This is a genomic window from Clostridium zhoujianii, from assembly GCF_051590805.1.
Lineage (GTDB): Bacteria > Bacillota > Clostridia > Clostridiales > Clostridiaceae > Clostridium.
Window position 1 is genome coordinate 1467643 of record NZ_JBPUTF010000001.1, and the last position, 24805, is coordinate 1492447.

The 24805-nt window shown below is 28.0% G+C and carries 22 protein-coding genes; 7 read left to right on the forward strand and 15 right to left on the reverse strand.

Going from position 1 to position 24805, the window contains the following annotated elements; all coding sequences use genetic code 11:
* Nucleotides 1–292: 292 nt before the first annotated feature.
* A complete protein-coding gene (locus ACSYT2_RS06925; RefSeq protein WP_430856452.1) occupies nt 293–445 on the forward strand; it encodes a hypothetical protein in 153 nt (50 codons plus the stop codon).
* Between the two features lie 39 nt (nt 446–484).
* Here the strand turns inward: ACSYT2_RS06925 and ACSYT2_RS06930 are convergent, their stop codons facing one another.
* The 5 genes from ACSYT2_RS06930 to ACSYT2_RS06950 form a co-directional block, all read right to left on the reverse strand.
* The gene (locus ACSYT2_RS06930) at nt 485–2347 is read right to left on the reverse strand and encodes an FtsX-like permease family protein (RefSeq protein WP_438384300.1); all 1863 of its coding nucleotides are present in this window, start codon (nt 2345–2347) and stop codon (nt 485–487) included.
* Nucleotides 2347–3093 (reverse strand): ABC transporter ATP-binding protein, encoded by a 747-nt coding sequence (locus ACSYT2_RS06935; RefSeq protein ID WP_430856454.1) that lies wholly within the window; start codon nt 3091–3093, stop codon nt 2347–2349. Before ACSYT2_RS06935 ends, ACSYT2_RS06930 begins: the two co-directional genes overlap by 1 nt.
* Before the next feature lie 11 nt (nt 3094–3104).
* Nucleotides 3105–3950 (reverse strand): undecaprenyl-diphosphate phosphatase, encoded by an 846-nt coding sequence (locus ACSYT2_RS06940; RefSeq protein ID WP_438384302.1) that lies wholly within the window; start codon nt 3948–3950, stop codon nt 3105–3107.
* Between the two features lie 97 nt (nt 3951–4047).
* A complete protein-coding gene (locus ACSYT2_RS06945; protein ID WP_438384304.1) occupies nt 4048–5043 on the reverse strand; it encodes a sensor histidine kinase in 996 nt (331 codons plus the stop codon).
* Between the two features lie 11 nt (nt 5044–5054).
* Nucleotides 5055–5747: a response regulator gene (locus ACSYT2_RS06950; protein WP_430856457.1), complete on the reverse strand. Its 693-nt coding sequence runs from the start codon at nt 5745–5747 to the stop codon at nt 5055–5057.
* Between the two features lie 206 nt (nt 5748–5953).
* Here ACSYT2_RS06950 and ACSYT2_RS06955 point away from each other — a divergent pair, with 206 nt between their 5' ends.
* A complete protein-coding gene (locus ACSYT2_RS06955) occupies nt 5954–6418 on the forward strand; it encodes a GreA/GreB family elongation factor (RefSeq protein WP_430856458.1) in 465 nt (154 codons plus the stop codon).
* Between the two features lie 82 nt (nt 6419–6500).
* Here the strand turns inward: ACSYT2_RS06955 and ACSYT2_RS06960 are convergent, their stop codons facing one another.
* The gene (locus ACSYT2_RS06960) at nt 6501–7442 is read right to left on the reverse strand and encodes a DMT family transporter (protein ID WP_438384306.1); all 942 of its coding nucleotides are present in this window, start codon (nt 7440–7442) and stop codon (nt 6501–6503) included.
* Between the two features lie 288 nt (nt 7443–7730).
* Between ACSYT2_RS06960 and ACSYT2_RS06965 the strand changes: the two genes are divergently transcribed.
* The 3 genes from ACSYT2_RS06965 to ACSYT2_RS06975 all read left to right on the forward strand — a co-directional run bounded on the left by ACSYT2_RS06965 (nt 7731) and on the right by ACSYT2_RS06975 (nt 10233).
* Nucleotides 7731–8327: a lysoplasmalogenase family protein gene (locus ACSYT2_RS06965; RefSeq protein ID WP_438385006.1), complete on the forward strand. Its 597-nt coding sequence runs from the start codon at nt 7731–7733 to the stop codon at nt 8325–8327.
* Between the two features lie 67 nt (nt 8328–8394).
* Nucleotides 8395–8682, forward strand: coding sequence for a hypothetical protein (locus ACSYT2_RS06970; RefSeq protein WP_430856461.1), 288 nt, complete (start codon nt 8395–8397; stop codon nt 8680–8682).
* Between the two features lie 264 nt (nt 8683–8946).
* The gene (locus tag ACSYT2_RS06975) at nt 8947–10233 is read left to right on the forward strand and encodes a methyl-accepting chemotaxis protein (RefSeq protein ID WP_430856462.1); all 1287 of its coding nucleotides are present in this window, start codon (nt 8947–8949) and stop codon (nt 10231–10233) included.
* Between the two features lie 69 nt (nt 10234–10302).
* Here the strand turns inward: ACSYT2_RS06975 and ACSYT2_RS06980 are convergent, their stop codons facing one another.
* Complete coding sequence (locus ACSYT2_RS06980) at nt 10303–11466, reverse strand: class I SAM-dependent methyltransferase (RefSeq protein ID WP_430856463.1); 1164 nt, start codon at nt 11464–11466, stop codon at nt 10303–10305.
* 419 nt (nt 11467–11885) lie between these two features.
* On the opposite strand from ACSYT2_RS06980, the gene ACSYT2_RS06985 reads away from it, so the two are divergent.
* Entirely contained in the window at nt 11886–13271 is a 1386-nt protein-coding gene (locus ACSYT2_RS06985) for a flavodoxin family protein (RefSeq protein ID WP_438384309.1), read from the forward strand.
* A 108-nt stretch (nt 13272–13379) separates the two neighbouring features.
* Here ACSYT2_RS06985 and ACSYT2_RS06990 read toward each other — a convergent pair whose 3' ends face one another.
* The 4 genes from ACSYT2_RS06990 to ACSYT2_RS07005 all read right to left on the reverse strand — a co-directional run bounded on the left by ACSYT2_RS06990 (nt 13380) and on the right by ACSYT2_RS07005 (nt 17549).
* A complete protein-coding gene (locus ACSYT2_RS06990) occupies nt 13380–14711 on the reverse strand; it encodes a metallophosphoesterase family protein (protein ID WP_430856465.1) in 1332 nt (443 codons plus the stop codon).
* A gap of 205 nt (nt 14712–14916) precedes the next feature.
* A complete protein-coding gene (locus tag ACSYT2_RS06995) occupies nt 14917–15576 on the reverse strand; it encodes a hypothetical protein (RefSeq protein WP_430856466.1) in 660 nt (219 codons plus the stop codon).
* Nucleotides 15577–15769: 193 nt separating this feature from the next.
* Nucleotides 15770–16201: a hypothetical protein gene (locus ACSYT2_RS07000; protein WP_438384310.1), complete on the reverse strand. Its 432-nt coding sequence runs from the start codon at nt 16199–16201 to the stop codon at nt 15770–15772.
* Nucleotides 16202–16460: 259 nt separating this feature from the next.
* Nucleotides 16461–17549 carry a ribose-phosphate pyrophosphokinase gene (locus ACSYT2_RS07005; RefSeq protein ID WP_430856469.1) on the reverse strand — a complete coding sequence of 363 codons (1089 nt, stop codon included), beginning with the start codon at nt 17547–17549 and terminating at the stop codon, nt 16461–16463.
* A 434-nt stretch (nt 17550–17983) separates the two neighbouring features.
* Between ACSYT2_RS07005 and ACSYT2_RS07010 the strand changes: the two genes are divergently transcribed.
* Nucleotides 17984–18703, forward strand: coding sequence for a DarT ssDNA thymidine ADP-ribosyltransferase family protein (locus ACSYT2_RS07010; RefSeq protein WP_438384311.1), 720 nt, complete (start codon nt 17984–17986; stop codon nt 18701–18703).
* A gap of 131 nt (nt 18704–18834) precedes the next feature.
* On the opposite strand, the gene ACSYT2_RS07015 is transcribed toward ACSYT2_RS07010, so the two are convergent.
* The 4 genes from ACSYT2_RS07015 to ACSYT2_RS07030 all read right to left on the reverse strand — a co-directional run bounded on the left by ACSYT2_RS07015 (nt 18835) and on the right by ACSYT2_RS07030 (nt 24707).
* Nucleotides 18835–19521 carry a TVP38/TMEM64 family protein gene (locus ACSYT2_RS07015; RefSeq protein ID WP_430856471.1) on the reverse strand — a complete coding sequence of 229 codons (687 nt, stop codon included), beginning with the start codon at nt 19519–19521 and terminating at the stop codon, nt 18835–18837.
* A gap of 220 nt (nt 19522–19741) precedes the next feature.
* Complete coding sequence (gene gltS / locus ACSYT2_RS07020) at nt 19742–20938, reverse strand: sodium/glutamate symporter (protein WP_430856472.1); 1197 nt, start codon at nt 20936–20938, stop codon at nt 19742–19744.
* Between the two features lie 260 nt (nt 20939–21198).
* Complete coding sequence (locus tag ACSYT2_RS07025) at nt 21199–22980, reverse strand: ABC transporter ATP-binding protein (RefSeq protein ID WP_430856473.1); 1782 nt, start codon at nt 22978–22980, stop codon at nt 21199–21201.
* The gene (locus ACSYT2_RS07030; protein ID WP_430856474.1) at nt 22980–24707 is read right to left on the reverse strand and encodes an ABC transporter ATP-binding protein; all 1728 of its coding nucleotides are present in this window, start codon (nt 24705–24707) and stop codon (nt 22980–22982) included. Before ACSYT2_RS07030 ends, ACSYT2_RS07025 begins: the two co-directional genes overlap by 1 nt.
* Nucleotides 24708–24805: the final 98 nt, after the last annotated feature.

Genomic DNA, 24805 nt, shown 5'->3' on the forward strand with positions numbered 1-24805 from the left:
TTATATTATCTTAAAATAATTAATAATTTATATTTGATAGTAAGTAACCATGCATAATATAAGGATTCTATAGTCTAAATTTTTATACCTACAGCAGATATATGACTTAAACCTTATAGAATTACGGCTTTTAATAATAAACTCCTCATTATTTATTTTAATCTCTTCTTTATCATATAGCTATGTTTTAAATTTTATATTTATCGGGAATTTATTTATTATTTGTTGATAATAATTATTGTTTAGTTTATAATAATAATAAGTTAAATAAATATAGAATGGAGTTGTTAATATGAGAGGTAACGATGTATTAAATGGATCTGATTTTTATGATCAAATATTAGAAGAAGATAAAAATTTAAATATATCAAATCCATGTGATCCTAGTCATCCAGATTATCCTTGGGTTCCATGTGGAATAAAAATGAATGAGAATAATAAATAATGAAAAAGCATGCTGTAAAATTATAGCATGCTTTTTTTATTATATATTATTATGAATTAATTCTCTTTTCATTTCTATCAAGTAATTTCCTCTTATAATTAAAAAGTATAAAATCTGAACCATGAAAAAGCTTCCCATTACCATAAATGCCACCATATTAACCTCCATTCCAAAGGTGCTCTTTAATGCATTTAGTGCAAATATTGAATGTGACATTGCAACAACATATGGGAATAAAAATAATACTCCTATCTCTATAGTTGCTATAGATTTAATTTCCTTAAAGGTAAGGCCTATTTTATTTAAGTTTCTATATTTCACCTTATCTTCTGATATATCCATATAATATTTATTGTATATAAAGCTACTTGTGGTAACAAAGAAGATTAGCCCTATGAAAATACACATAAACATTACTACACCATAACTAAGTTTATGTGCCTCTAGCAAATCAGCCTTCATTAGGGAAATTGATTCTTTGCGACTTTCATAATCTTTATATTTATTATTATAACTGTTACAAATATCTAAAGTTAATTTATAATCCTCTACATTATAACTATAAAAATCTATTTCAGGTATATTTATATTTGGGTATACCTTATCAGATACAATATATATTGTATCATACAGTGCGGGTAAAATTCGTTTATAAATTCTGTTAACCACTAGGAGTTCATTATTATTAACAGCTATACCCTTTCTAGCCTTAATTATTTCAGGTGCTACCTCTACTGCTTCATTCTCACTTATATTTATAACTTCCTGCCCTAAGGAAGTTGCTAAATCATTATAAGTACTTTCATTAATTACATTAATTGAGTCTCCTTCTTCAGAGTATAGATTTTTAATATTTCCTATAACCCTGTCATATTGATAATCCTTCATCTTTAATTCTTCTTCTATGAAAAAAGGTTTATCTGTATCTTTATTACCTATAGCATAAAAGAAAGCTTGTGGAAAATTATCTTCTATTTCCTTTTCTTTATTTATCCAAAAGGCTGATACTCCACCTATAGCAGTAAAGGCAACTGCTGTTGTTATAGTAATTAAAAAGAACATTCTAGTATTATCTTTAATTCTATATAACAAATTTGATACCCATAACATTGAAGTGTTTTTCATATAAAACTTTCTGTTTTTCTTTAAAGTCTTAATAATAAATATACTTAAATGTGAGAATAATAAATAAGTTCCTATAATCACAACTGTCGTAACTGGTAACATTCTATTCATTAAATTCTTCGTTGAACTAGTCAATGCTAGAAAATATCCACTTACCAACAATAAAACGCATATTATTGCTAAGATAGTAGATGTTTTCGGTTCTGATTTTGGTTTACTACTTCCTTTAAGTAGTTTTAAGACCTTATCTCCTCCTATAATAAATGTTGAGAATAAGGATATTACTATTCCTATTATTATAAATCCTATTAGAGTTATAATAATAGCCTTCAAAGGAATGTAGAACTTTAACATCTCGTATCCAAGTAACTTCCCACTAGTTAATAATAATATTTTAGAAAATACTAATCCTAAAATAACACCTATTACACTAGCAGTAGATGTACTTATTAGATTCTCAATAGTAATCATCTTTTTTATTTGTTTATCGGATATCCCTAAAATAAACAATGTACCAAACTCTTTAAATCTACCCTTTAAGAATACACTTACTGAATAAAATATAAAGAAACATAAAAATAAATAAGCTATTGTTATACATATCCAAAACCCTCTTTGCAAATACTCTGGAAATACTTCTAACTCTAAATTTGGGTGAAAAATAATCATAGTAAAAGAAAATAGTAATGCTGCTGAAATTGTAGTACTTAAGAAATATCCTAAATATGCTCTAGCATTCCTTATAACATTATTAGTTGCAAAATTTCTAAAATTCATTAGTTACACGCTCCCAATAAAGATAGTACATCAATTATCTCTTGATAGAACTGGGTTCTACTACTCCCCCTATAAATTTCATTATATATAACTCCATCCTTTATAAATAATATTCTTGTACAATAACTTGCAGCTAAAGGATCATGCGTAACCATCATTGTTGTTACCTTTTCTTCTTTATTGATTTTTTCAAAGAGTTCCATTACATTTTTTGCTGCTTTAGAATCTAGATTTCCTGTTGGTTCATCTGCTAGTAATAAGGAAGGTTTATGTATTAATCCTCTTGCTATTGCAGTCCTTTGAGCTTGACCTCCTGATATTTCAAAAGTTCTCTTTTCCAATATATCTTCTATTCCTAATATTTTGGATACATTTTTTAGACGTTTATCCTGCTCCTCAATTAAAACACCATCTAATGTTAATGGGAGAACTATATTCTCACCTACTGTTAAAGTCTCTATTAGATTAAAGTCCTGAAACACAAATCCTAATTCTCTTCTTCTAAATAGAGCTAGTTCATCACCTTTTAAGTTTGTTAGTATTTTATCTCTTATTGATATTTCACCTGTAGTTGGTTTATCCACTGTAGATATCATATTTAAAAGCGTTGTTTTACCACTTCCTGATGGTCCCATTATTCCAACAAATTCACCGTTATCTATTGTGAAATTAATATTATCTAGAGCTTTACACATTACTTTACTTTCGTATATTTTTTTTAGGTTCTTAACCTTTAAAATTGTCATTTCAAATCCCCCTATAATATTATAATCTTAGTAAAAACTAAAATTGAAAGTAATATTCCTACTAATACCCTATATATAGCAAATACTTTCATAGGCTTTTTCTTTAAATATCCGACGAATTTATCCATTACAATTATTGATACTATAAAAGCTACTATAAAGCCTACTATTAAGGCTATCCATAAAGTTGTATTCATTATTGAATAATCAAACTCAAATAAATCCTTAGCAGTTGCACCAATCATTGCTGGAACTGCTAAAAAGAATGAAAATTCAGCTGCGACTTCTGTTGACATCCCTGCAATCCATCCACCCATTATTGTAGATGCACTTCTAGACATTCCTGGCCAAAGAGCAAGGATCTGTAGTATACCTACTTTTAATGATTGCATTGGTGTTATTTTATCTATATCAACTAGACTTTTACTTTTATGGATAAATATTTTCTCAATTAATAATAACAATATTCCACCCAATATAAATCCAATAATTACCGCTTCTGGTCTAAATAATGCTTTTATTTTGTCATAGATTAATACCCCTGCTATAGCCATTGGAATTGATCCCACAATAACATTTATACCAAAGTTAAATCCTGTTTTACCCTCTTTACCTCCTGAAAATATAAACTTAAAGAATTCTACTACACTAACCTTTATCTTTTTCCAATATAGAACTACTACTGCTAGTATTGCACCTAATTGAATTACTACCTGAAACATTTTTGAAAAACTTCCGTTAAACTCTATTAAGCTTCCAACCAATATCATATGACCTGTAGATGAAACAGGTATAAATTCAGTTAAACCCTCGACGATAGCAATTATAATTGCTTTTAATATAAATATAGTATCCATTTCCTAATCTCCTCTCCTTTACAACTACTACTTACATTTTTAGTTTAAAGGAAGGCTTATTAATCTACTATCTGCGAAGATTACAACTTCATTACATCTATGTAATAATTGAATTAATTCTAAACTCTATAAGTATTGATGTACCCATATTAATCTCTGAATTGACATATATTTTATGGCCTAATTCATTACATACTCTTTTAACTATATATAGTCCCATACCTGTAGACTCTCCAAACCTCCTACCATTTTCACCTGTAAAGAATGGCTCAAATATCCTCTTAATATCTTTACTCTGTATACCTATTCCTTCGTCTTTAATAACCAACTTTATTTTATCTTCTTCTTCCCAGCCCTCAATATCCAATACCTTTCCATATTCAATTGAATATTTAATACCATTAACAATAAGTTGCTCTAAAATAAATTTAAGCCATTTTTCATCAGTATAAATACTTAGTTTCTTTGATATATTGATTCTTGGGATTATTCTATTTCTTATAAATAATTGCTTCTCTTCATTAACTTTCTTAGATACTATATCAAATAAATTTACATTTTTAATTATGAAGTCATTTTGGAATGAATCTATTCTTGCAAAATTCATTGCCATGTTTAAGCCTTTATTAACCTTATCTACCTCAACCTTTATACTATCAATAGGTTCTTCCCCCTCATATTCATGTAGTTGTAATTGTATTACTGATAAGGGGGTTTTCATCTGATGTACCCATTGATTGATAAATGTTAAATGATCATTGTACTTATTATTGTATTCAATAAGATTTGAATCATATAAATTATATTGTTTAGCTAGAAGCTCTGATATACTCTCTCCTATGGCAGACACTCCCAAATCACTATTTGATTCTTCTATTTTTTCTAAACCTTTACTTAATTTTATATATAGCTTTCTAGTTCGCCAGTATCTAATTACTAAAAACATACTTAATATAAAAGTATTTAAAAATATTAGATAAATACACTCACTTACCTTTACTTTACCTAAGATAAATATGTAAAATACAGTAATTAAAGTGCTAAAGATAAAGACTCCAATATAACCTATATTATCCCTTAAAAATAATTTCACCCTTTTACTCCTCACCATGTTTTATTTAATCTATATCCAATGCCCCTTACGGTTTCAATTCCATTTTTAATACCTAAATCCATAAGTCTTTTTCTTATTCTACTTACATTGACATTTAAGGTGTTTTCCTCAACAAACTCAATATCATCCCATATCTTTTCTAAAAGAAAATCTCTACTTAATACTTTGGGGTACTTTTCCATTAAACATTCTAATAGTATACCTTCTTTCTTTGTTATAGTTAAGTTAATATTGCTAAATTCTAGCTCTAATCGCTCTGGATAAAATTTCAATCCATCTAACTCAACTATTCTTTCTGAATTATTTCCTGAATAATCACCAAAAGCCCTTCTTATTTGACTTTTAATCTTAGCTATAACTACTTCATAATAAAATGGCTTTGTAATATAATCATCAGCACCACTTTCTATTGCCATCACTTGATCCATCCCACTCTCCCTAGCAGAAATAAATATTATTGGATTTTTAGATATTTGTCTTATCTTTCTACACCAATAAAAGCCATCATACATTGGTAGATTTACATCTAATAACACCACCTGGGGATTAAATTCCTTAAACTCAAGTATTATATTATTAAAATCTTTTGCTACCTTTGCCTCAAATCCATACTTCTCTATAGAATCCTTTAATAATGAACTTATAGATTTATCATCTTCTACTATATATACTTTACACTTCATATCTTTCTCCTTAATAGACATTTTTCTTAATTCTATTATATTCCATTGAAATAAGTATACTTATTTCATAATAATTTGTATACTATTACTCTAAATCTATTTTGGATTAAATTGATATAACTATGATTTATCTTAAATACCTTTTATTTTTTTATATATACTATATAATATTATAAGAATAGATTTCTTGGGAGGTTCTAGTTTTAATGAATAATATACTGACGGAAGAAAACATGAAAAAGTTAAGAGAAGAATTAGATTATAGAATGACTGTGAAAAGAGCAGAAATTGCAAAAGAAAAATTAATAGCTGCTGCCCATGGTGATAGGTCTGAAAATGCTGAATATAAAGAAGCTTGTGCTAACTATAGAGAAAATGATAATAGAATTCAATACTTATTTACTATGATTTCAACAGCAACCGTTGTTGAAGACTCAACTTTTGATAGATCAAAATTAGGACTTAATAGTAAGGCTAGAATTAAATTTGTAGATGATAATGAAGAAGAAATTGTAACTTTAGTGACAACTATGGATTTAGATCCTGAAAATATGCTTATAAGTATAGAATCAGACCTGGGAAAAGCCTTATCAGGAAAAATGGCTGGTGATATAGTTGAAGTTGATGCTCCTGGAGAAAAATATACCGTAGAGATTTTAGAAATATTATAGGATATCTCTATATTATGTACTAACAGGCTCAAAGTAATAATAAAGTATTACTTTGAGCCTAAATTTATTAAATTATAAACTCTTAAACTTCATCTTTATGATAATTTACTTTATTAACTTGATAAATTCCAAAAGATACAAGGATTAGAGCAATTAAAATCTTTATATCAAATATATTCTCTCCAAGAAATAATCCAGATAATAATGTTCCGAAGATTGGTATCAAGAAGTTAAATACAGAAATTAACCCTACTTTATTATATTTTAGTAGTAAAGTCCAAAGGGAAAAGGCAACTGAAGATAATAAGGCCATATATATAAGAAGTATTGATGAAGTTATTGTAAACCCTTCTAATTTTCCATCAAAAATAAATCCTAAAATTACCAGAACTAATCCACCTATAGAAAGCTGATAACCTGTAGCTATTGCAGGATCAAGTTTTTCAGTAATTTTCTTTCCATAGATTGATGAAATTGAAAGGAGAGCTGCTGCTATCATTATAAAACCTTCACCTTTAAAAGTTATAGAACTAGCTACTACTGAGTCTCCACCTAAATTTACTATGATTACTCCAATAAAACCTATTATACAACCAATAACTTTATTAAAGTTTAATTTATCATTTTTATATATAAAATGAGCTAATATTATACTGAAGAATGTACCTGTCCCATTAATTATAGAACCTCTTACACCTGAAGTATAAGATAATCCTATATAAAAAAATATGTATTGTAATGTAGTTTGTGCTAAACCCATTATTGTAACTTGTCCTAATTGTTTACTTGTTATTTTAAATACCTCTTTCTTTAGAACTATCTGTATAATTAAAACTATTAGTCCTGCTAGTAAAAACCTATATCCCGCAAAGATGAGTTTAGTTGGTATGTCATCACTTGCAATGTTAAACATTGAATATCCTATTTTTATTGCTGGATAAGCACTTCCCCATAAGAATGTGCATAATAGTGCCAGTAGTATTATATTTTTTCTATTTGTGTAGAAACTAACCTTCTTATTCATTAATTTTCTCCTATGTTTTAATAAATTTTATATTAATTGATTTTACCATACTTTAATAATAAAAACTTCCGTATCAGATAAATACTTCCTATTGTTTAAATTAAATTATAATTTTACTATTATGACTTACTACTTTCACAAATGAAAATTAAAGCTTACAATAATATGATTATTTCTAGAAACTAATTTGATAGGAGGATTATAATGTTACCGTTTTATCTATTTATATTAATGCTTATCAACCTTGTCCCTTTACTGTATTTTGATTTATATCCATTAAACAATTATATGGAAATATTTAAGACTATTTGCAGTCTCTTATTTTTATCTATAGCAATATCAAGCCATAGAATATCTCCACATAATAAAAAGTATTTCTATTTAATATTTATAGGATTAGTATTCTCTTCTTTAGGAGATGTTTTTTTAGCATTTAATATTGGATGGAATTTGTTTTACTACGGTTTTATTTGCTTTGTATTATCCCATATTTTCTTTATATTTGGCTTTTCATATCTTAAAGGAATTTCCAAGTGGGACTTTGGTCTTTTCTTAATAATTTTTACTCCATCGATTATTTTTCTCCTAAATAAAAAAGGGTTTAACTACCAAGAGATGCAACTAATAGTTTGCTTGTATGCAATAATTATTACATTTATGTTATGTAAGGCTTTATCATTATTTAAAATTAGAAAAGATAATCCAATTGGTACTACCCTAGTAATTTTAGGAACAATTTTCTTCTTTATTTCAGATTACATCCTAGTATTTGTTATTTATTACAATAATTGTTCGCCCTATATGGGTACTTTAAACTTGATCATCTACTATTTAGGTCAGGGATTCTTAGCCCTTAGTTTTATTAAAAGCTTTAAAAAGAAATGAAAAACTATATCAATTTATCATGATATAATGGTAAAATATACCTATAACTCTGAAGGAGGATCAATATATGAAAAATTGTCCATACTGTAATGAAAGTATCACTTATAAAAAATTAATGACCTATGCAATGGGAAAAGGCTTTACAAAATATGATGAATGTCCTAATTGTAATAAACCCTATCAAGTTAAAATGAATATATTTTTCATAATTGCCATTATCGCTATAACTTTTGTAATTGTAAAGGTATTGTTAAAAGCAGATTCTAGATTTGAAAACATTACTTATGCCTTTGTCATTCTACTTCTGACTACTCCAATATTTCCACTCTTTATGAAAGTATCTGAAGCAGAATAGTATAAATTTTATAAGTTTATAATTATGATCAAACTAAAAGGAGGACTTTTAATAATGGAAAGTCCTTATTTTTTATATTTTAAATTCCATGTAATGATTTATATTTATTAAAAATTGTGAATATATGTTGCTTGGCAGAAAACATAAATTAAATCATTATAAAATCATTAGCTTTAATAATTTTCTTGCAATTACATAATTGTTATATTTTGTTATTTGTTGTATAATTAAATTAAGATTCTTATTAAATATGGGGGTATATATATGGGAAATAAAAAAATTCTGTTCACAATCAACTTAACAACACTTATTTCATCTTTTATTGCATTAATACTTATAGGATTTCTAGGCTGCGGACTGGTAAGCACAACTCCCCTTAAATTAAGTACATATCTTATAATCATATTATGTAGTACTATACTATCATTAATAATTACATTAATTATTAGTAATTGTATTAATAAAATAGTGCTTAGTAAGCTAACTTCAACAAAATCATACGCAGATGACTTGGCTAAAGGTAATTTAACTTTCATAATAAAACCAGATGATTATAATGCTAATGGAGAGCTTGGAGATATTAATCATTCAATAAATAAGGCAAGAGTATCACAAATAAATAACTATAATAATATTAATGATATAACTCAAAGTTTATTTGAGAACTCATCATCTCTTTTAGAGGTTTCTCAGGAGATGCATGCATTTTCTTGTAATATTCAAGAGGCTATTGATACTGCTGCAGCATCATCTGTTAATGAATCTGCTGAGATTATTGCAATTAATAACTCTATGGATGTATTTAATGAAAAGATAAATAATGTTCTTAATGAACTTGCACATATTCATAGACTTTCTGATAATATTAGAAGTAAAAATGAATCTAGAGATGCAGCAATGGATAACCTTACTGATTCAGTTAAAAGCTTTAACATTACCTTTAAAAACTTATTTAATGCTATAGATATAATGAATAGCAAAGTCTATTCAGTAACTGATATAGTTAATGTAATTACAGATATTGCTGCACAAACAAACCTTCTTGCTTTAAATGCAGCTATTGAGGCAGCAAGGGCTGGTGAGGCTGGTCGTGGATTTGCAATAGTCGCTGATGAAATTAGAGCTTTAGCTGAAAAAAGTCAAGAATCATCGGAGCAAATAAAAAAAGTACTATCTACTATTATCGAAGAAATATCAAATATAGTTGGTGATAGTAATACTATGAAAGAAAAGTTAGGCAATCAAGAATTAGCTGTTAAGAACTCTATAGCTGCATCAGATCATATGGAAGAATTAATGAGAGATATGATAATGAAAATATATATAATCTCTGAAAATTCAAGAAATTTAAAGGATGAAAAGGACTTACTAATGAGAAGCATAAGTGAGGTAGCCACCTTATCAGAAGGTTTATCAGCAACCTATGAAGAGATTTCATCAACTTCTGGAGAACTTACATCATCAAGTGAGATTATAGCCTCTTCATCAATGGAAATGGTTGATAAAACTGATGAGCTAGGGAAAAATCTTTCAAAATTTATTCTAAAATAATTAATCCCTTATAAAATAAAGAAGAAAACTATTTGAGTTAGCTTTCTTCTTTTTTATATGAGATCAAAACTAAATAAGATTGTCATCCTTCAATAATTTATATAATGTAGGATTAAGATTAAATTGCTCCACTAAATTATTAACTTCACTTATAGCTTTATCCTTTTTATCCTTTGATATTTTCGTTTTTGACCCTCTAATTAATATATTCTTTGGAGAGTGGGCTATATCAATAAATTCAAGGAGTTGAGTCTTATATCCAACAGCTTCTAAAAGATTTGCTCTAACTGAATCTGTCATAAGAGCTGCTATTCTCTCTTGAACTATTCCATACTTAGTTAATATTGATAATGAATCGCTCTTAATTTGTTTATTAAATTCATGCTGACAGCATGGAACAGAGAATATCATTTTACTATTCCACTTTATTGCATTGTATAGAGCATAATCTGTTGCAGTATCACAAGCATGTAAAGTAATTACCATATCAACTTTATTATTATACTTAAAACCATTTATATCTCCTAGTTCAAAATGTAAATTTTCATAATTGTAACGCTTAGCTATATCATTACACTTATTAATAACATCTTCTTTAAGATCAAGGCCTATCATTTTAACATCTATTTTCTTAACTTCAACAAAGTAATAATATAATACAAACGTTAAGTATGATTTACCACATCCAAAGTCTAGAATAGTAAGCTCTTTATAGTCATTTTTCTTTATTTCATCATCAATTATTTCTACAAACCTATTAATTTGCTTGTATTTATCATATTTAGAATTTACTATTTTACCCTCTTTTGTAAATACTCCTAGATCTATAAGTGGCTGAATTATCATTCCTTCTTTAAGTATATAATTCTTTTCTTTATTATGCCCCTTTTTAACAAGGCTAACATTATCATCCTTCTTTTTTCTAAATAGGATCTTGCCTTTTTTGGAAATTTTAACATCAAAGGTATTTTCCTTTGACCATGCAGTTAATTGCTTGTAGCCAAAAGCTAAAAATTCTAATATTTTATCATATAAAGCTGTTATTTCAATGTTCTCATGAAATACTTGCTTATCCGTAAACTTTTCAATTTGATAATACTGCTTTTCTTTATTTTCTTTTAATGCAAATGTTATTTTGTTAAAACTAACATCATTTTTCATTTTATTACTAATTACTACTTTTATAATTTCTTCTTTAGTAATTTCATTAATTACTTTATTTAAATCTTCCATTACGACACACCTTATTCTTATCTTTAAAATTTATTATTTACTTCCTAAATACTAAGTACATTAATATTTAGATACCTTATAATAATAAGCTTAGTCTTATGTTTTGTCTACTAATAATCCTTAATTTTCTCTTTAAAATAAGAATAAATCCTAGTATTACTAGAATAAATTGCATAATTTTCACTGAAAATCCATACTACATTCTATTACTAAAATTGTTGTAAATATAAAAATATTAAAACAATTAAATACAAGATATAATTACTATAAAGGATGGATTTATTACAATAAACATTATTTAGCTGAAACTTCGCAAAAAATATTAACAATTTTATCCTTAATTGATATAAGTATAGTAAAGCTATCTTATGATCTAATTATATTTATTAATTTCCCTATCAATAAATGGAGGATATAAAATGAAAATTATAGTACTAAATGGAAGCCCTAAAGGTGATGAAAGCGTTACTATGCAGTATATAAAGTATATTCAAAAGAAATTTATTAATCATGAACTTAAGATTATTAATATTGCTTATAAAATTAATCAGCTTGAAAAAGATGAGAAGTTTTTTAATGAAATTATTGATGAAATCAACAATTGCCATGGGGTTATATGGGGCTTTCCAGTCTATTTCTGCCTAGTATCATCACAATATAAGAGATTTATAGAATTGATATTTGAAAGAAATGTTCAATATGCTTTCAAAGATAAATATACTTCACTTTTATGTACATCAATTAATTACTTCGATCATACAGCAATAAACTATATGAATTCAATATGTGATGATTTAGAAATGAATTTCATAGACTATTTTTCAGCTAAAATGATGGACTTAAAAAATAAAGAATGTAGAATACTATTAATACTCTTTGCCGAAAATTTTTTCAATGGTATAGAGACTAAAGTAGCTACATTAAAAAACTATAGGGAACTATCATATAAACCAATAAATTATTCTTCAGTAGGTATCACTAAAAATATAGACAATGGTGATAAAAAAATATTAATAATTGCTGATACCTTAGATAATAATAATTTAAAAAATATGGTATACAGATTTAAAAGCATATTTACTAAAAACATCGATTTAGTATTACTTGAGGATATTTCAATTAAGGGTGGTTGCCTGGGTTGCATAAAGTGTGGGTATTCTTACAAGTGTGCCTACACAGATAAGGATAGTTATATTGACTTTGTTAATACTAAAGTTAGATCAGCTGACATTATTTTATTTGCTGGCGCTATTAATGATAGATATCTATCCTCTATGTGGAAAAAATTCTATGATAGACTTTTTTTCAATACACATACACCATCTATTTCAGGAAAACAAGTTGCTTGGATTATTTCAGGTCCCTTAAGTCAAATACCTAATATAAAAGAAATAATAGATGGATTAAATCAATGGCAAATTTCTAATCTTGTTGGCTTTCTAACTGATGAATATAATACTTGTGAAGAGATTGATGATAGAATTTATTGTTTGGCAAAATCTCTTGTTAACTTATCAAATAAAAATTATATTAAACCTATGACATATCTAGGTAAAGGGGGAATTAAAATTTTTAGAGATGATATTTATGCTGATTTAAGATTCCCTTTTGTTGCTGATCACAAAGCATTTAAGGATATGGGAATATATGACTTTCCCCATAAAAGATATCTATCAATAATACGTAATTCTATTCTAATATTCCTGAGCAAATTTCCAAAATTTAGAAACGAAATATATTCTAATCAAATTAAGGTTAGTATGATTAAACCCTTTAAGAAAATTCTAGAGAATCCAAAATTATGATTGCTAATAATGCTATTACTATTCATTATGGTTGCAAAATTTAGAATGGAATATTTATTTATATAATATAAAATTAAACTCCAATCTTAAGATGATTGGAGTTCTCATCTATTCACTAGTTTTTATAGTTGTAGAAATAGTATTCTTACTTGGCTTTCCATATGAATTATAAGCTGTAACTTCCACCCTATACTCAGTGTTGGACTCTAATCCATTAAATTCTTGTGTCAACTTTTTGGACATAGGTAAAAAATAAAATCCTGACCACACCTTATAACTTCTATAAATATTTCCAGTTGCTTTATTATAAAATTCATACTTATAAGAATGAACTATTTCATCCTGGTTATCCCCCTTAATATTCTTAACCTTAGCCTGATCTATTGTTAAAGAACAACTATTGTTATTGATACTATCAACTTTAATTCCTGAAGTTATTTTAAATAGTGGCTTAGGACTTGCTTCTACTCTATTATCTGTGTATTTGTAATCTTCTTTACCAAGTAAAGTATCTATTACCCAATCTTCACCGATATACTCTCCAGAAATAAGATCTAGCTTTCTAATCTTAACTTTTGTGCCATTAACATCTAATATCAACATCTGACTTGTATTTTCACCTTTAGGTGGGATTGTACCATAAATCATTCCTGGTTCTAGCTCAATATATGTATTAGATGATGTATTTATAGCAGTAAAGTCCTTCTGATAAATACTTCTAGGATCATTTAAAGGAAAATGTGAATGTCCTGAAAAGTGGATTACTTGGGGATAATTACTTAGTAAATCCTTTAAATCTGGCGTGTACCAATCTTTTGTTCCGTAAACAGTATCCTTTAATCCATGATGTGAAAATACAAATATTGGTCTTGTGGGATCTTCAGAGGTGGCTGAATCCAATTGTTCATTTAGCCACTTCTCATCTAAATTATATCTATCACCTCCGTAAACAGTTGTGGAAGAACGTGGACTTAATGTAATAAAATGATACCCATTAATAACTCTATTTGCTCTTGGACTATTTCCTGTTGCTTCTGTAAAACTTAAAGCTGTATTACCATCATGATTACCCATGGAAACTATTAAATTTGTCTCTTTCAATTTATTTTTCTGAACTATTGATTTAAAGATATTGTACTCACTTTGATCTCCATTGTCAGTAATATCACCTACTATTGAGATAGCATGGATTTTGGGATCAAGATCATAAATAGTCCTAAAAGCATTTTCTAATCTTCCATTTTCAGCAGCTCTTCCTGGCCCTACATGAGTATCACTTAAAACTGCAAACCTTAGATTAGGTACTTCCTTCAACTGTTCCCATTGGCTTCTATCTTTATTTATAAATCTTGATGTAATGCTTGAAACGGGCAATATTGGTAATACTATTGTTATTATAAATGCTATTGTTATTATTTTTACTAATACCTTCTCTTTCAATTTAATTCCCCTTTTCATCTTCTGCTTAAAATATTTCCCATTTAGTTTCTCCTAGAATTTTTTAACTATTCTAAATTTTAAAATATAAATTATTACTGTTTTAGAATTGCACTTATTATTAGTATATGGAACATATAATATTAATTTTAAAAAAATGCAGCCTTGTACTATTCACAAGACTGCATTTTTTTTAAATTAATAGAATTTATGGATGCAATATTTTATGCTTAATAAACCTAGCGTAATCTTTGGTGATGACCAAAAGATCAACTGCTCCACCGCATGTAGCAAGGCCTAAGCTAAATCGTTGACTCTTAATGGTTAAATCCACCATAAACTCTGCAAAATCTATACCATCCTTTAACTGCATAAAGTTCCAATCTATTTTCATGGGATTACTTGCTCCCATAAGACTTACCAAGGTGTCAGTTTCCCCATCCCATGCTGCTCCTGAAACAAGTTCACAGTTATTTATATTAGGCCTAATAATTTCATCATTTTTTGTATTATATACGTATTGTTCATCCTTATAGTAACCACAAACATGATATATTACACCATTACCATGCTTTTCTTTAGTATAGTTTACAAGCTTTACAACAATATCTCTTATGTTATCCTCTTCTTTAACCTCATCTATTTCAAAGCTCCTTATAAAGTCTCCTACTGATTTGCCAGCAATTTTTGCATCACCACAACAGGATATTCCAATTGTGTTATTTTTAATAAGAAATAACTTCTGGGAATTATCACTTAATGTAAGCCTATCCTTAGTTCCATCAGAACGATTAACTGTTCCTGTTAATCTGCTATCGGCTGCCATTGCAATACCCTCAGGTAAAAATACTGTTGATATGATTGACATTTTATCATCTCCTTTATGTCTATTTCTTCATTTCTTAATATTGTTCCTTATGTATCCTCTTTAGTTATTATACGATATCTATTTAAACTTTTACAAACCTTCTTCTTAATACTATGAATCATTATAATCCATGTATAGCACATATAAGTACTGAAAAAACCGGAAATACTATATAGTATTTCCGGCTTATATATTAAAGTCTACTCATTATTTCTCCAGATATTTCACTATCTACATCTTTTATAGCACTTAAATATAATAAACTACTTCCTTTATATTCTTGTATATCACCTAGTAAAAGAACCTCATAACAATTTCTCATAACGTTTATTAAACAATTATCAAAGTGGTCCTTATCACAATTTTTACATTGCTTTAATAAATCAGCAATGCCATCTATTAAATCATGGCTATCATATAACTTGCCATCAGCCATAGGAATATTTTTTTGCCCATCCATAACATATGTAACACTATCTTTAATACAAGATGTTACACAAGCTTTCGAATATCCTATTAAACAAGCTTTTCCTTTACAAGTTTTACATGAATCTGTTGTTAAGCAACATTTCCCTAAATTGTTTAGTAAACTATTATAGTTTACTTCAGTACTTAAAATCCCCATTTTAAATCTCCTCTTTGTTTAAGTATTAATCATAAAATTTACTATTGTTTAAATTAAAATGATTTTATAAAGTCAAAACATACTTAATTTCTCGTAAATATTATTATCTCATCCATTGGTTGTAATGTCAAATTATGAATTTTATTGTAATATATGCGTAGACAATTCATAGCACAATGTAAATATATTATATTGTATTTTAACAATAAAAAAGACCCTAAATAACTAGAACTAAATCTAATTATTTAGGGTCCCATTCTTATTTAAGTAAACTACGTATTACTTGTGTAGCGTCCATGTATTTAGCAATTGATTGTCCATGGTTTAATCTATTTACTATACTAGCTAAGAATTCTGACATATCAACAGCTTTAAACCATTTAGCTTCCTTTAACGCTTCAGGTACATATGTTAAGTTAGTTGAATAAACTTTTGAAATAACTCCATCTTCATGGAATTTATTGAACTTTTCTAACCCTTCTGTAAAGAATGCAAAGGTAGTTGCTACATAAACATTTCTTACGTTCCTCTTTTTAAGTTCTTGTGCAATATCAAGAACTGACTCACCAGAAGCGATCATATCATCAACAATAAGAACGTCTTTTCCAGCTACATCTCTTCCCATATACTCATGCTCTACAATAGGATTTTTTCCATTTACAATTAAAGAATGATCTCTTCTTTTATAGAATAGTCCAACATCTACCCCTAAAACACTTGAATAATAAATTGCTCTATCCATAGCACCAGTATCAGGGCTAATTACAAGTAATTTATCTTTATTTAATTCTAGGTTCTTTTCATTAGATATAAGAGATTTTACAATCTCATATGTAGGATAAATATTTTCAAATGAAAGTAAAGGAATTGCATTTTGAACATTAGGATCATGAACGTCAAAAGTAAGTATTTCATCTACTCCTAATCTTTCAAGTTCCTGTAATGCTAACGCACAATCTAAAGATTCTCTTCCCTTTCTTCTATGTTGTCTTGATTCATATAATAGTGGCATAATAACAGTTATTCTTGTTGCTTTACCTCTAATAGCTGAAACAGTTCTTTTTATATCTTGGAAGTGTTCATCTGGTCCTTTAACATTCTCAAAACCAAACATTTTATATTTACAACTATAGTTTCCAATATCACAAAGAATGTAGATATCCTTACCTCTCACAGTTTCAGGTATTTTAACTTTACCTTCACCGTTAGAGAATCTTACTTCATTCAGTGGTACTATATAAGATTCATTCGTACCTCTCTTATTTTGAATGTACTTGTCAACAGCATTACCTAATTCAATACTACTTTCTAATGCTATAATACCAAGATCATGATTTAATTCGCTCATTTATTTTACCCCTTCTTAACTATATATATTATCAATTAATGACTTAAACATATCTATTATATAACAAAAATCTCTACTTATAAATATATAATGACAATAAAAATTTTTATTGCCTATAAAATCTATCTCACTCTTAATTTTAAGTGAAATTTTTATTTTTATTTTATTTTTACCATTTTTAACTACATTAAAAGGATTGTTTTACATTTTATACAAACAAAACTTTTAAATAATCTTACTCTTTAATATTAAGTGTTTTTTGAAATATTTTTAACATCTACCATATTTCTGTTATAATATAACTATAAATTAAATAATTACCATTTAACATTAATTAATTTCTATTATTTCTAAAATCAAATTTTAATTAATATATATATATCAAGTAATTTAAATTGTTATAATTAAGAATTTTTATATAAGGATGTGATTTATTGAATTTAGATCAAATAAAACTAAACAAAATATCAGAAGATCTATCTAATTTAAGTGATCAACCTACTTTGCCATTAATATCAAAAGAGGAGTCTTTAGGAATTAAAGACTTTTGTAAATTTCATCATATTAATTCCCTTTTCCACTTTACTAGCATAAACAACTTGGAGTCAATTTTAACTTACGGACTACTTCCACTAAATTTACTAAAAGAAGGATCTATTAACTTTAGTTTAAATGATAGTAAACGATTTGATTCTATGTCTGATTCAGTATCTGCTTCGCTACAATTTCCATGCTATAAATCTTTAAATAGACTTAGAGAAGAAAACCCTAATAAAAAATGGGTTATACTACAGTTAAAATCTTCAATCCTCTGGGATTTAAATAGCTTCTTTTACCCAGATTCTGCTATTAACTTTTCAAATGATTCAAGGATCTTTAACAACTTAGATGCTCTTAAGAGATTATTTACGGATAATTTATTGATTGAACGTAAAAATTTAAATATTCCCCCAAATTATCCTACAAATCCAAGTTCAGAAATTCTAATCAAAAATAAAATTAGTATTAATTACATTGGGCGTGTCTGGTTTGATATAACTGATTATGATACTATGAACTTCTTTTATAATAAGTATAAGTCTAAGGTTGGGTTTGCCCTTTGTCATAAATATTTTAGTGATAGAAAAGACGGATTTTTCTGGAATGAACAGTAGTTTTATCAGCATTACTTAGTATCAATTTATGCTTGCTAAAAATAGAGAGGTTATAAACCTATTCTGTTCATACTTAAACTATTATGCACCTAAATAATAAAGAGCACCAATATAAAATAGGTGCTCTTTCATTATATTTTTGAAAGTGTTTTAAATATCTTTTCTTTAAAGATGACTCCAATAAGAATAATAATTAATGCAATAATGCTTATAATTATGGCTTTACCATGCTCACCACTAGCAATATTTGCTCCAAAGTATGAGGATATGGTTAACGCAGGAATTCGCCCAATCATAGAGTAAAATATAAACTCCCTAGCTGTTAAATTAGATAATCCACATATCATAACTAAAGAGTCCTTCGGTACTCCTGGAATTAGATATAACAATAATACTATTAGCTTATTTTTTTTATTATCTAATATTTTCTCGAGTCTATTATGTAGATCTTTAGAAACTAACTTTTCAACTAGATTTCTTCCATACATATGTGTGATTAAAAATAGAATATATGACCCTACTCCTATACCAAAAAATGATATTACCGTTCCAAAGAAAGTTCCAAATACATACCCGCCAGCAGCTTGTATAACCTCTCCTGGTATAAAAAAAACAACTACTTGAAGTATTTGAAGTATAAAGAATATTAACCAAGATAATACTCCGAATCCTTCTAAATAATTCTTTAATTTTTCACCATCAATCACTATTTTATAAAAGGTTACTAAACTATGCCTTGTAGAATATATTGTTAAAACTAAAATTAGAATTAAAATTAATCCAAGTACTATTCTATTCCTATTCTTAGACTTTATCATTTTCCCCTCCAATTATGCCTAATCTTTAAGTCTTTACATATTATATATTATATCATTTCATACTATTATATACGATTACATTTTTCAAATTTAAGATTATTTTCACTTATTTATATAATTCTATATAAATATCTAGGTACTGTTATTAACTAACTATAATAAGAATATAAAAAAGCTAACATTAAGTTAGCTTTTTTATAGGAAAATAATACTTATATTACTAGGTAAGTATATTGATAAATAACGTAATAACTGCTGAGTTAACAAAGTCAATAAATAAGCAACCAACAATTGGTACTACAAAATATGGTGTAGGCGCAAATCCAAACTTAGTTGTAAGTGCATCCATATTTGCTACTGCGTTAGGAGTAGCTCCCATACCAAATCCACAGTTTGCTGAAGCAAATACTGCTGCATCATAGTCCTTGCCCATTACTCTAAATGTTATAAAGTATGCAAATAATCCCATTAACAATGCTTGGGCTATCAACATCACAACCATAGGTAGAGCTAAATCAAATAGCTCCCATAACTTTAATCCCATAAGTGCCATTGATAGGAAGAAGGAAAGACTTATTCCACCGATTGTTTCAATTTCCTTATGTTCCATTTTAATTTTGCTAAAATCACATATGTTTCTAATAATTGCTGCTGCAATCATTGCACCTATATATGATGGAAATGTTAATCCTAGGTCTTGAATAACCCCTGAAATAATTGAACCAATCCCCATAGCAAGGAATATCCAAGATGCTGCATTCATAAGTTTTTTATGACATAATATTGCTTGATCATCCTCATAGAAATCACTTAATGGTAGTGAATGGTCTTTAGATTCTTTTGGTGTTTTAAGTTTGTGACGTTCTATTAAATTCTTAGCAACAAAACCACCTATAAAACTACCCATAACTAATCCAAAGGTTGCTGATGCAAAAGATACTGTTGTAGCACCAGCTACTCCTAATTCTTCAAGTAGTGGTCCAAAGGAACCAGCTGTTCCGTGACCACCAACCATAGGAATACTTCCAGTACTAAGTCCAAGTAAAGGATTAAGTCCAAATACAGTTGCAAGGGATGCTCCTAATATGTCCTGTAATACTACAAGAAGTGTAGCTAATATTAAGAATATAAACACCTTAACTCCACCCTTTTTAAGTACCTTTAAACTTGCTGTATACCCTACACTTGTAAAAAATGCTGTCATAAAAATATTTTGAAGAGTTATATCTAATGTAATTGTTACAAAGTTTGTCATTTTAAAAATCACCATTATTATTGCAAATAATAATCCTCCTATAACAGGAGCTGGAATGCAATACTTTGCTAATACTTTTATTTTTTTACGTAAAAATAGCCCTAAGTAAAATACTATAGTAGCTAATGCCATAGTTTGAAATATATCTAAATTAAATTCCATATATCATTAGTTCCTCCATCCTTTTTTCGTTATTTTTTTATTCTACAACATTTATCATATTTTTTAAATAGTTATAGTATTTTATTATAGATTTGAAAAAGATTGAAAGTAAAATTTTGAATATTCATTAATATAATTGGTATTCACCATTCAATTGCCTAATATTCATATATAAAATTTAAAATGAGTTGAAGATCATTCTCCAACTCATTTAATTAAATTATTCTAATATTTTTCAATCTCCTTCTTAGGAACACTATTTATGCTTCTTCCTTTTCAGCGAACTGGCTATTATACAGCTTTTCATAGAAACCACCTTGAGCCATTAGCTCTTCATGGTTCCCTTGTTCTATAATATTACCTTCCTTTATAACTAAAATTAAGTCAGCATTTCTAATAGTTGAAAGTCTATGTGCAATAACAAAGCTTGTTCTTCCCTGCATTATATTCTTCATAGCCTTTTGTAGTAATAGCTCTAGTCTTGTATCTACTGAACTTGTTGCCTCATCAAGGATAAGTATTGCGGGATCTGAGATAATAGCCCTTGCAATTGTTAATAACTGCTTTTCACCTTGAGATATATTTGATGCTTCTTCGTTTAAGAACATATTATATCCATCTGGTAAAGTCTTAATGAAGTGGTGTACATTAGCTACTTTTGCTGCCTCAACTATCTCTTCTTTAGTTGCTCCAAATCTACCATACTCAATATTTTCGTGAATTGTTCCATTAAAAAGCCAAGTATCTTGTAGAACCATACCAAATAACGAACGTAAATCTTCACGTTTCATATCTCTAGTGTCTACTCCATCTATCTTAATAGCCCCACCTTGAATTTCATAGAATCTCATAAGCAGATTTATTAGCGTAGTTTTACCAGCCCCAGTTGGTCCAACTATCGCTACCATCTGGCCGCTCTTAACTTCAGCACTTAAATCTTTGATTAGAGGTTTATCTTTATTATATCCAAACTTAACATGTTCAAAAGTAACATTCCCTTTTGGATTTTCAATTATTATTGTTTCCTCACCATCAGGAATTTCTTCCTCTTCATTTAAAATCTCAAATACACGTTCAACTGCTGCAAAAGCAGACTGAATTGCCGATGATAGTTGAGTTACTTGTGATAGTGGTTGATTTATTTGCCATATATAACGAATAAATGCTTGTAAATTACCTACAGTAATTCCTCCAGCAATTGCTGTTATTGCACCAACTACTCCAATTAAAGCTATACCTAAGTAACTTACTAAGGATATAAGTGGTGACATAATGCTTGATATAAATTGTGCCCTAAATCCTGTATTACGAAGTTCTTCATTTACTTCCATAAACTCCTTTATAGCATCATCTTGCTTACCATACAGTTTTATCTCGTTAAAACCAGTATACATTTCTTGAACCTTACCATTTAGTTTACCAAGTGCTTTTTGTTGCTTATAGAATAAGTTTTGTGACTTATTTACTATAAATTTAGTAATTAAAATACTTATTGGAATTATTAATAATGCCATTAATGCCATTTTAACATCAATTGTAAACATCATAGCTAATGCTAATGTTAATGATAATATTGAATTTACTACCTGAATAAAGCTTTGTTGTAGTGCATTTGAAATTGTATCAATATCATTTGTTATACGACTTAATACATCTCCATAGCTGTTACCATCAAAATAACTTATTGGTAGTCTTCTAATCTTATCTTGAACTTGTGCTCTAAGATCTCTCATAGTATTTTGAATAGCATTTGTTAATAGGAAACTTGCTATATAAGTTGATCCTGTGCTTGAAATGTATATAAATAAAAGTAATATAAGAATCTTGATAATATAACTAAAATTAACTGCTGATCCTGGAATCCCTTTAAATATATCTGCTGCATCTTTTGTAAGTTGAGTAATAATTAATCCCTCAGTTCTAGGTGCAATTGCATTAAATACTGCTGCTGAGATTATAAATAAAATTGCCCCTATAAAAGGAATTGAATAAGGTTTTACAAAAGGAGCAATCTTCTTGACTGTACTTTTAAATTTCTTCATTATGCCAATTCCTCCTCTGAAAGTTGTGATAATGCAATTTCATGATATATTTCACAGGACTTTAATAACTCTTTATGAGTACCAATTCCTACTACTTCTCCTTCATTTAAAACAATAATCTTATTTGCATCCATAATTGATCCTATTCTTTGAGCTACAATAAGCACAACTGAATCACCAGTTTCTTCTTTAAGTTTTGCCCTTAATGTTGCATCTGTCTTGAAGTCTAATGCTGAAAAACTATCATCAAAAATATATATTTCTGGCTTTCTAACTAAAGCTCTAGCAATAGATAATCTTTGCTTTTGTCCACCAGATACATTTGATCCACCTTCACTTATTGGCTCATCAAATTCCTTTGGCTTACTTTTAATAAAATCATAAGCTTGTGCTACCTTTGCCGAATTAATGACTTCACCAGTTTTTGCATTTTTCTTACCGAATCTTATATTTGTTCCTATACTTCCTGTAAATAATAAAGTTTTTTGGGGAATAAATCCTATCTTTTTGCGAAGGGATTTAAGATCATAATCCCTAACATCCACACCATCTATTTTAATGCTACCTTTTGTAACATCATAAAATCTTGGTATTAAATTAATAAGAGTACTCTTACCACTACCTGTACTCCCTATAAATGCAACAGTTTCACCACTTTTAGCTGTAAAGGAAATATCCTTTAGTACTGGCTCTTCACTATTTGGATAAGTAAATGTTACATTGTCAAATTCAACTAATCCTTTAATATCAGTTGTCTCTACTCCATTTTCAGGATTCTTAATTAATGGATCTGCATCAAGTAGCTCCTGTATTCTATTTGCAGATACTTGAGCTCTTGGGTACATAATAAATACCATTGAGAAAAGCATTATTGAGAACATAGCATGGAATAAATACTCAATAAAAGCTACTAGCTGTCCAATTTGTAAGTCACCAGTATTAATCATATTACTAGAAACCCAAAATATCGCTATTATTGCTAAGTTTAATAACAAGAAAAATGTAGGTTGTGATATAGCCATTAACTTATGAAGTTTTTTTGATACTGCGGCATAATCTTCATTAGTTTCCGCAAATCTTTCTTTTTCATGATTATCATTACCAAAAGCTCTGATTACCCTAATACCAGTAAGATTTTCCCTAGAAATCCTATTTAACTTATCTAATCTCTTTTGTTGCGTTTCTGACAAAGGAGCTGATATCTTTGCAATAACAATAACTCCAACAATTATAAATGGTACTGTTATCGCTAGAACTACTGATAATGATAAACTAGTTCTAAGTATCATAACTAAGCTAACACCAAACATAACAGGTGTTAAAAGAGCAGTTCTTAAAAGGGTATTAGTAAATTGAAGTAATTGGAATGCATCGTTTGTAGTTCTTGTAATCATTGAAGATACCCCAAACTTATCATACTCACTATGGGAATATTCTTGTGACTTTTTGAATATGTCATTTCTTATATCCCTAGTAATACTTGATGAAATTTTAGATGAACAATAACCTAGAAGGATAGTCCCTAAAACTCCTAGTATTGAAATGACTCCAATTATAAGCCCCATTTTCTTTATATAAGGTATATCATTATTAATTATACCTGTATCAATGACTTTTGCCATTACAGTAGGTATGCCAAGTTCTACTAGAGCAAAGCCAAAAACTGATATTACATTTAAAATAATAAGCAGTTTGTAATTTTTTAAATACTTTAATATTAATTTCATTGCTATATATTATCTCCTTTTATTATTATTATTTCTTTTTTACATAAAGTATATGTAATCCTTAACCAAGGCAAAATTTAGATATATTTCTGCTAAAC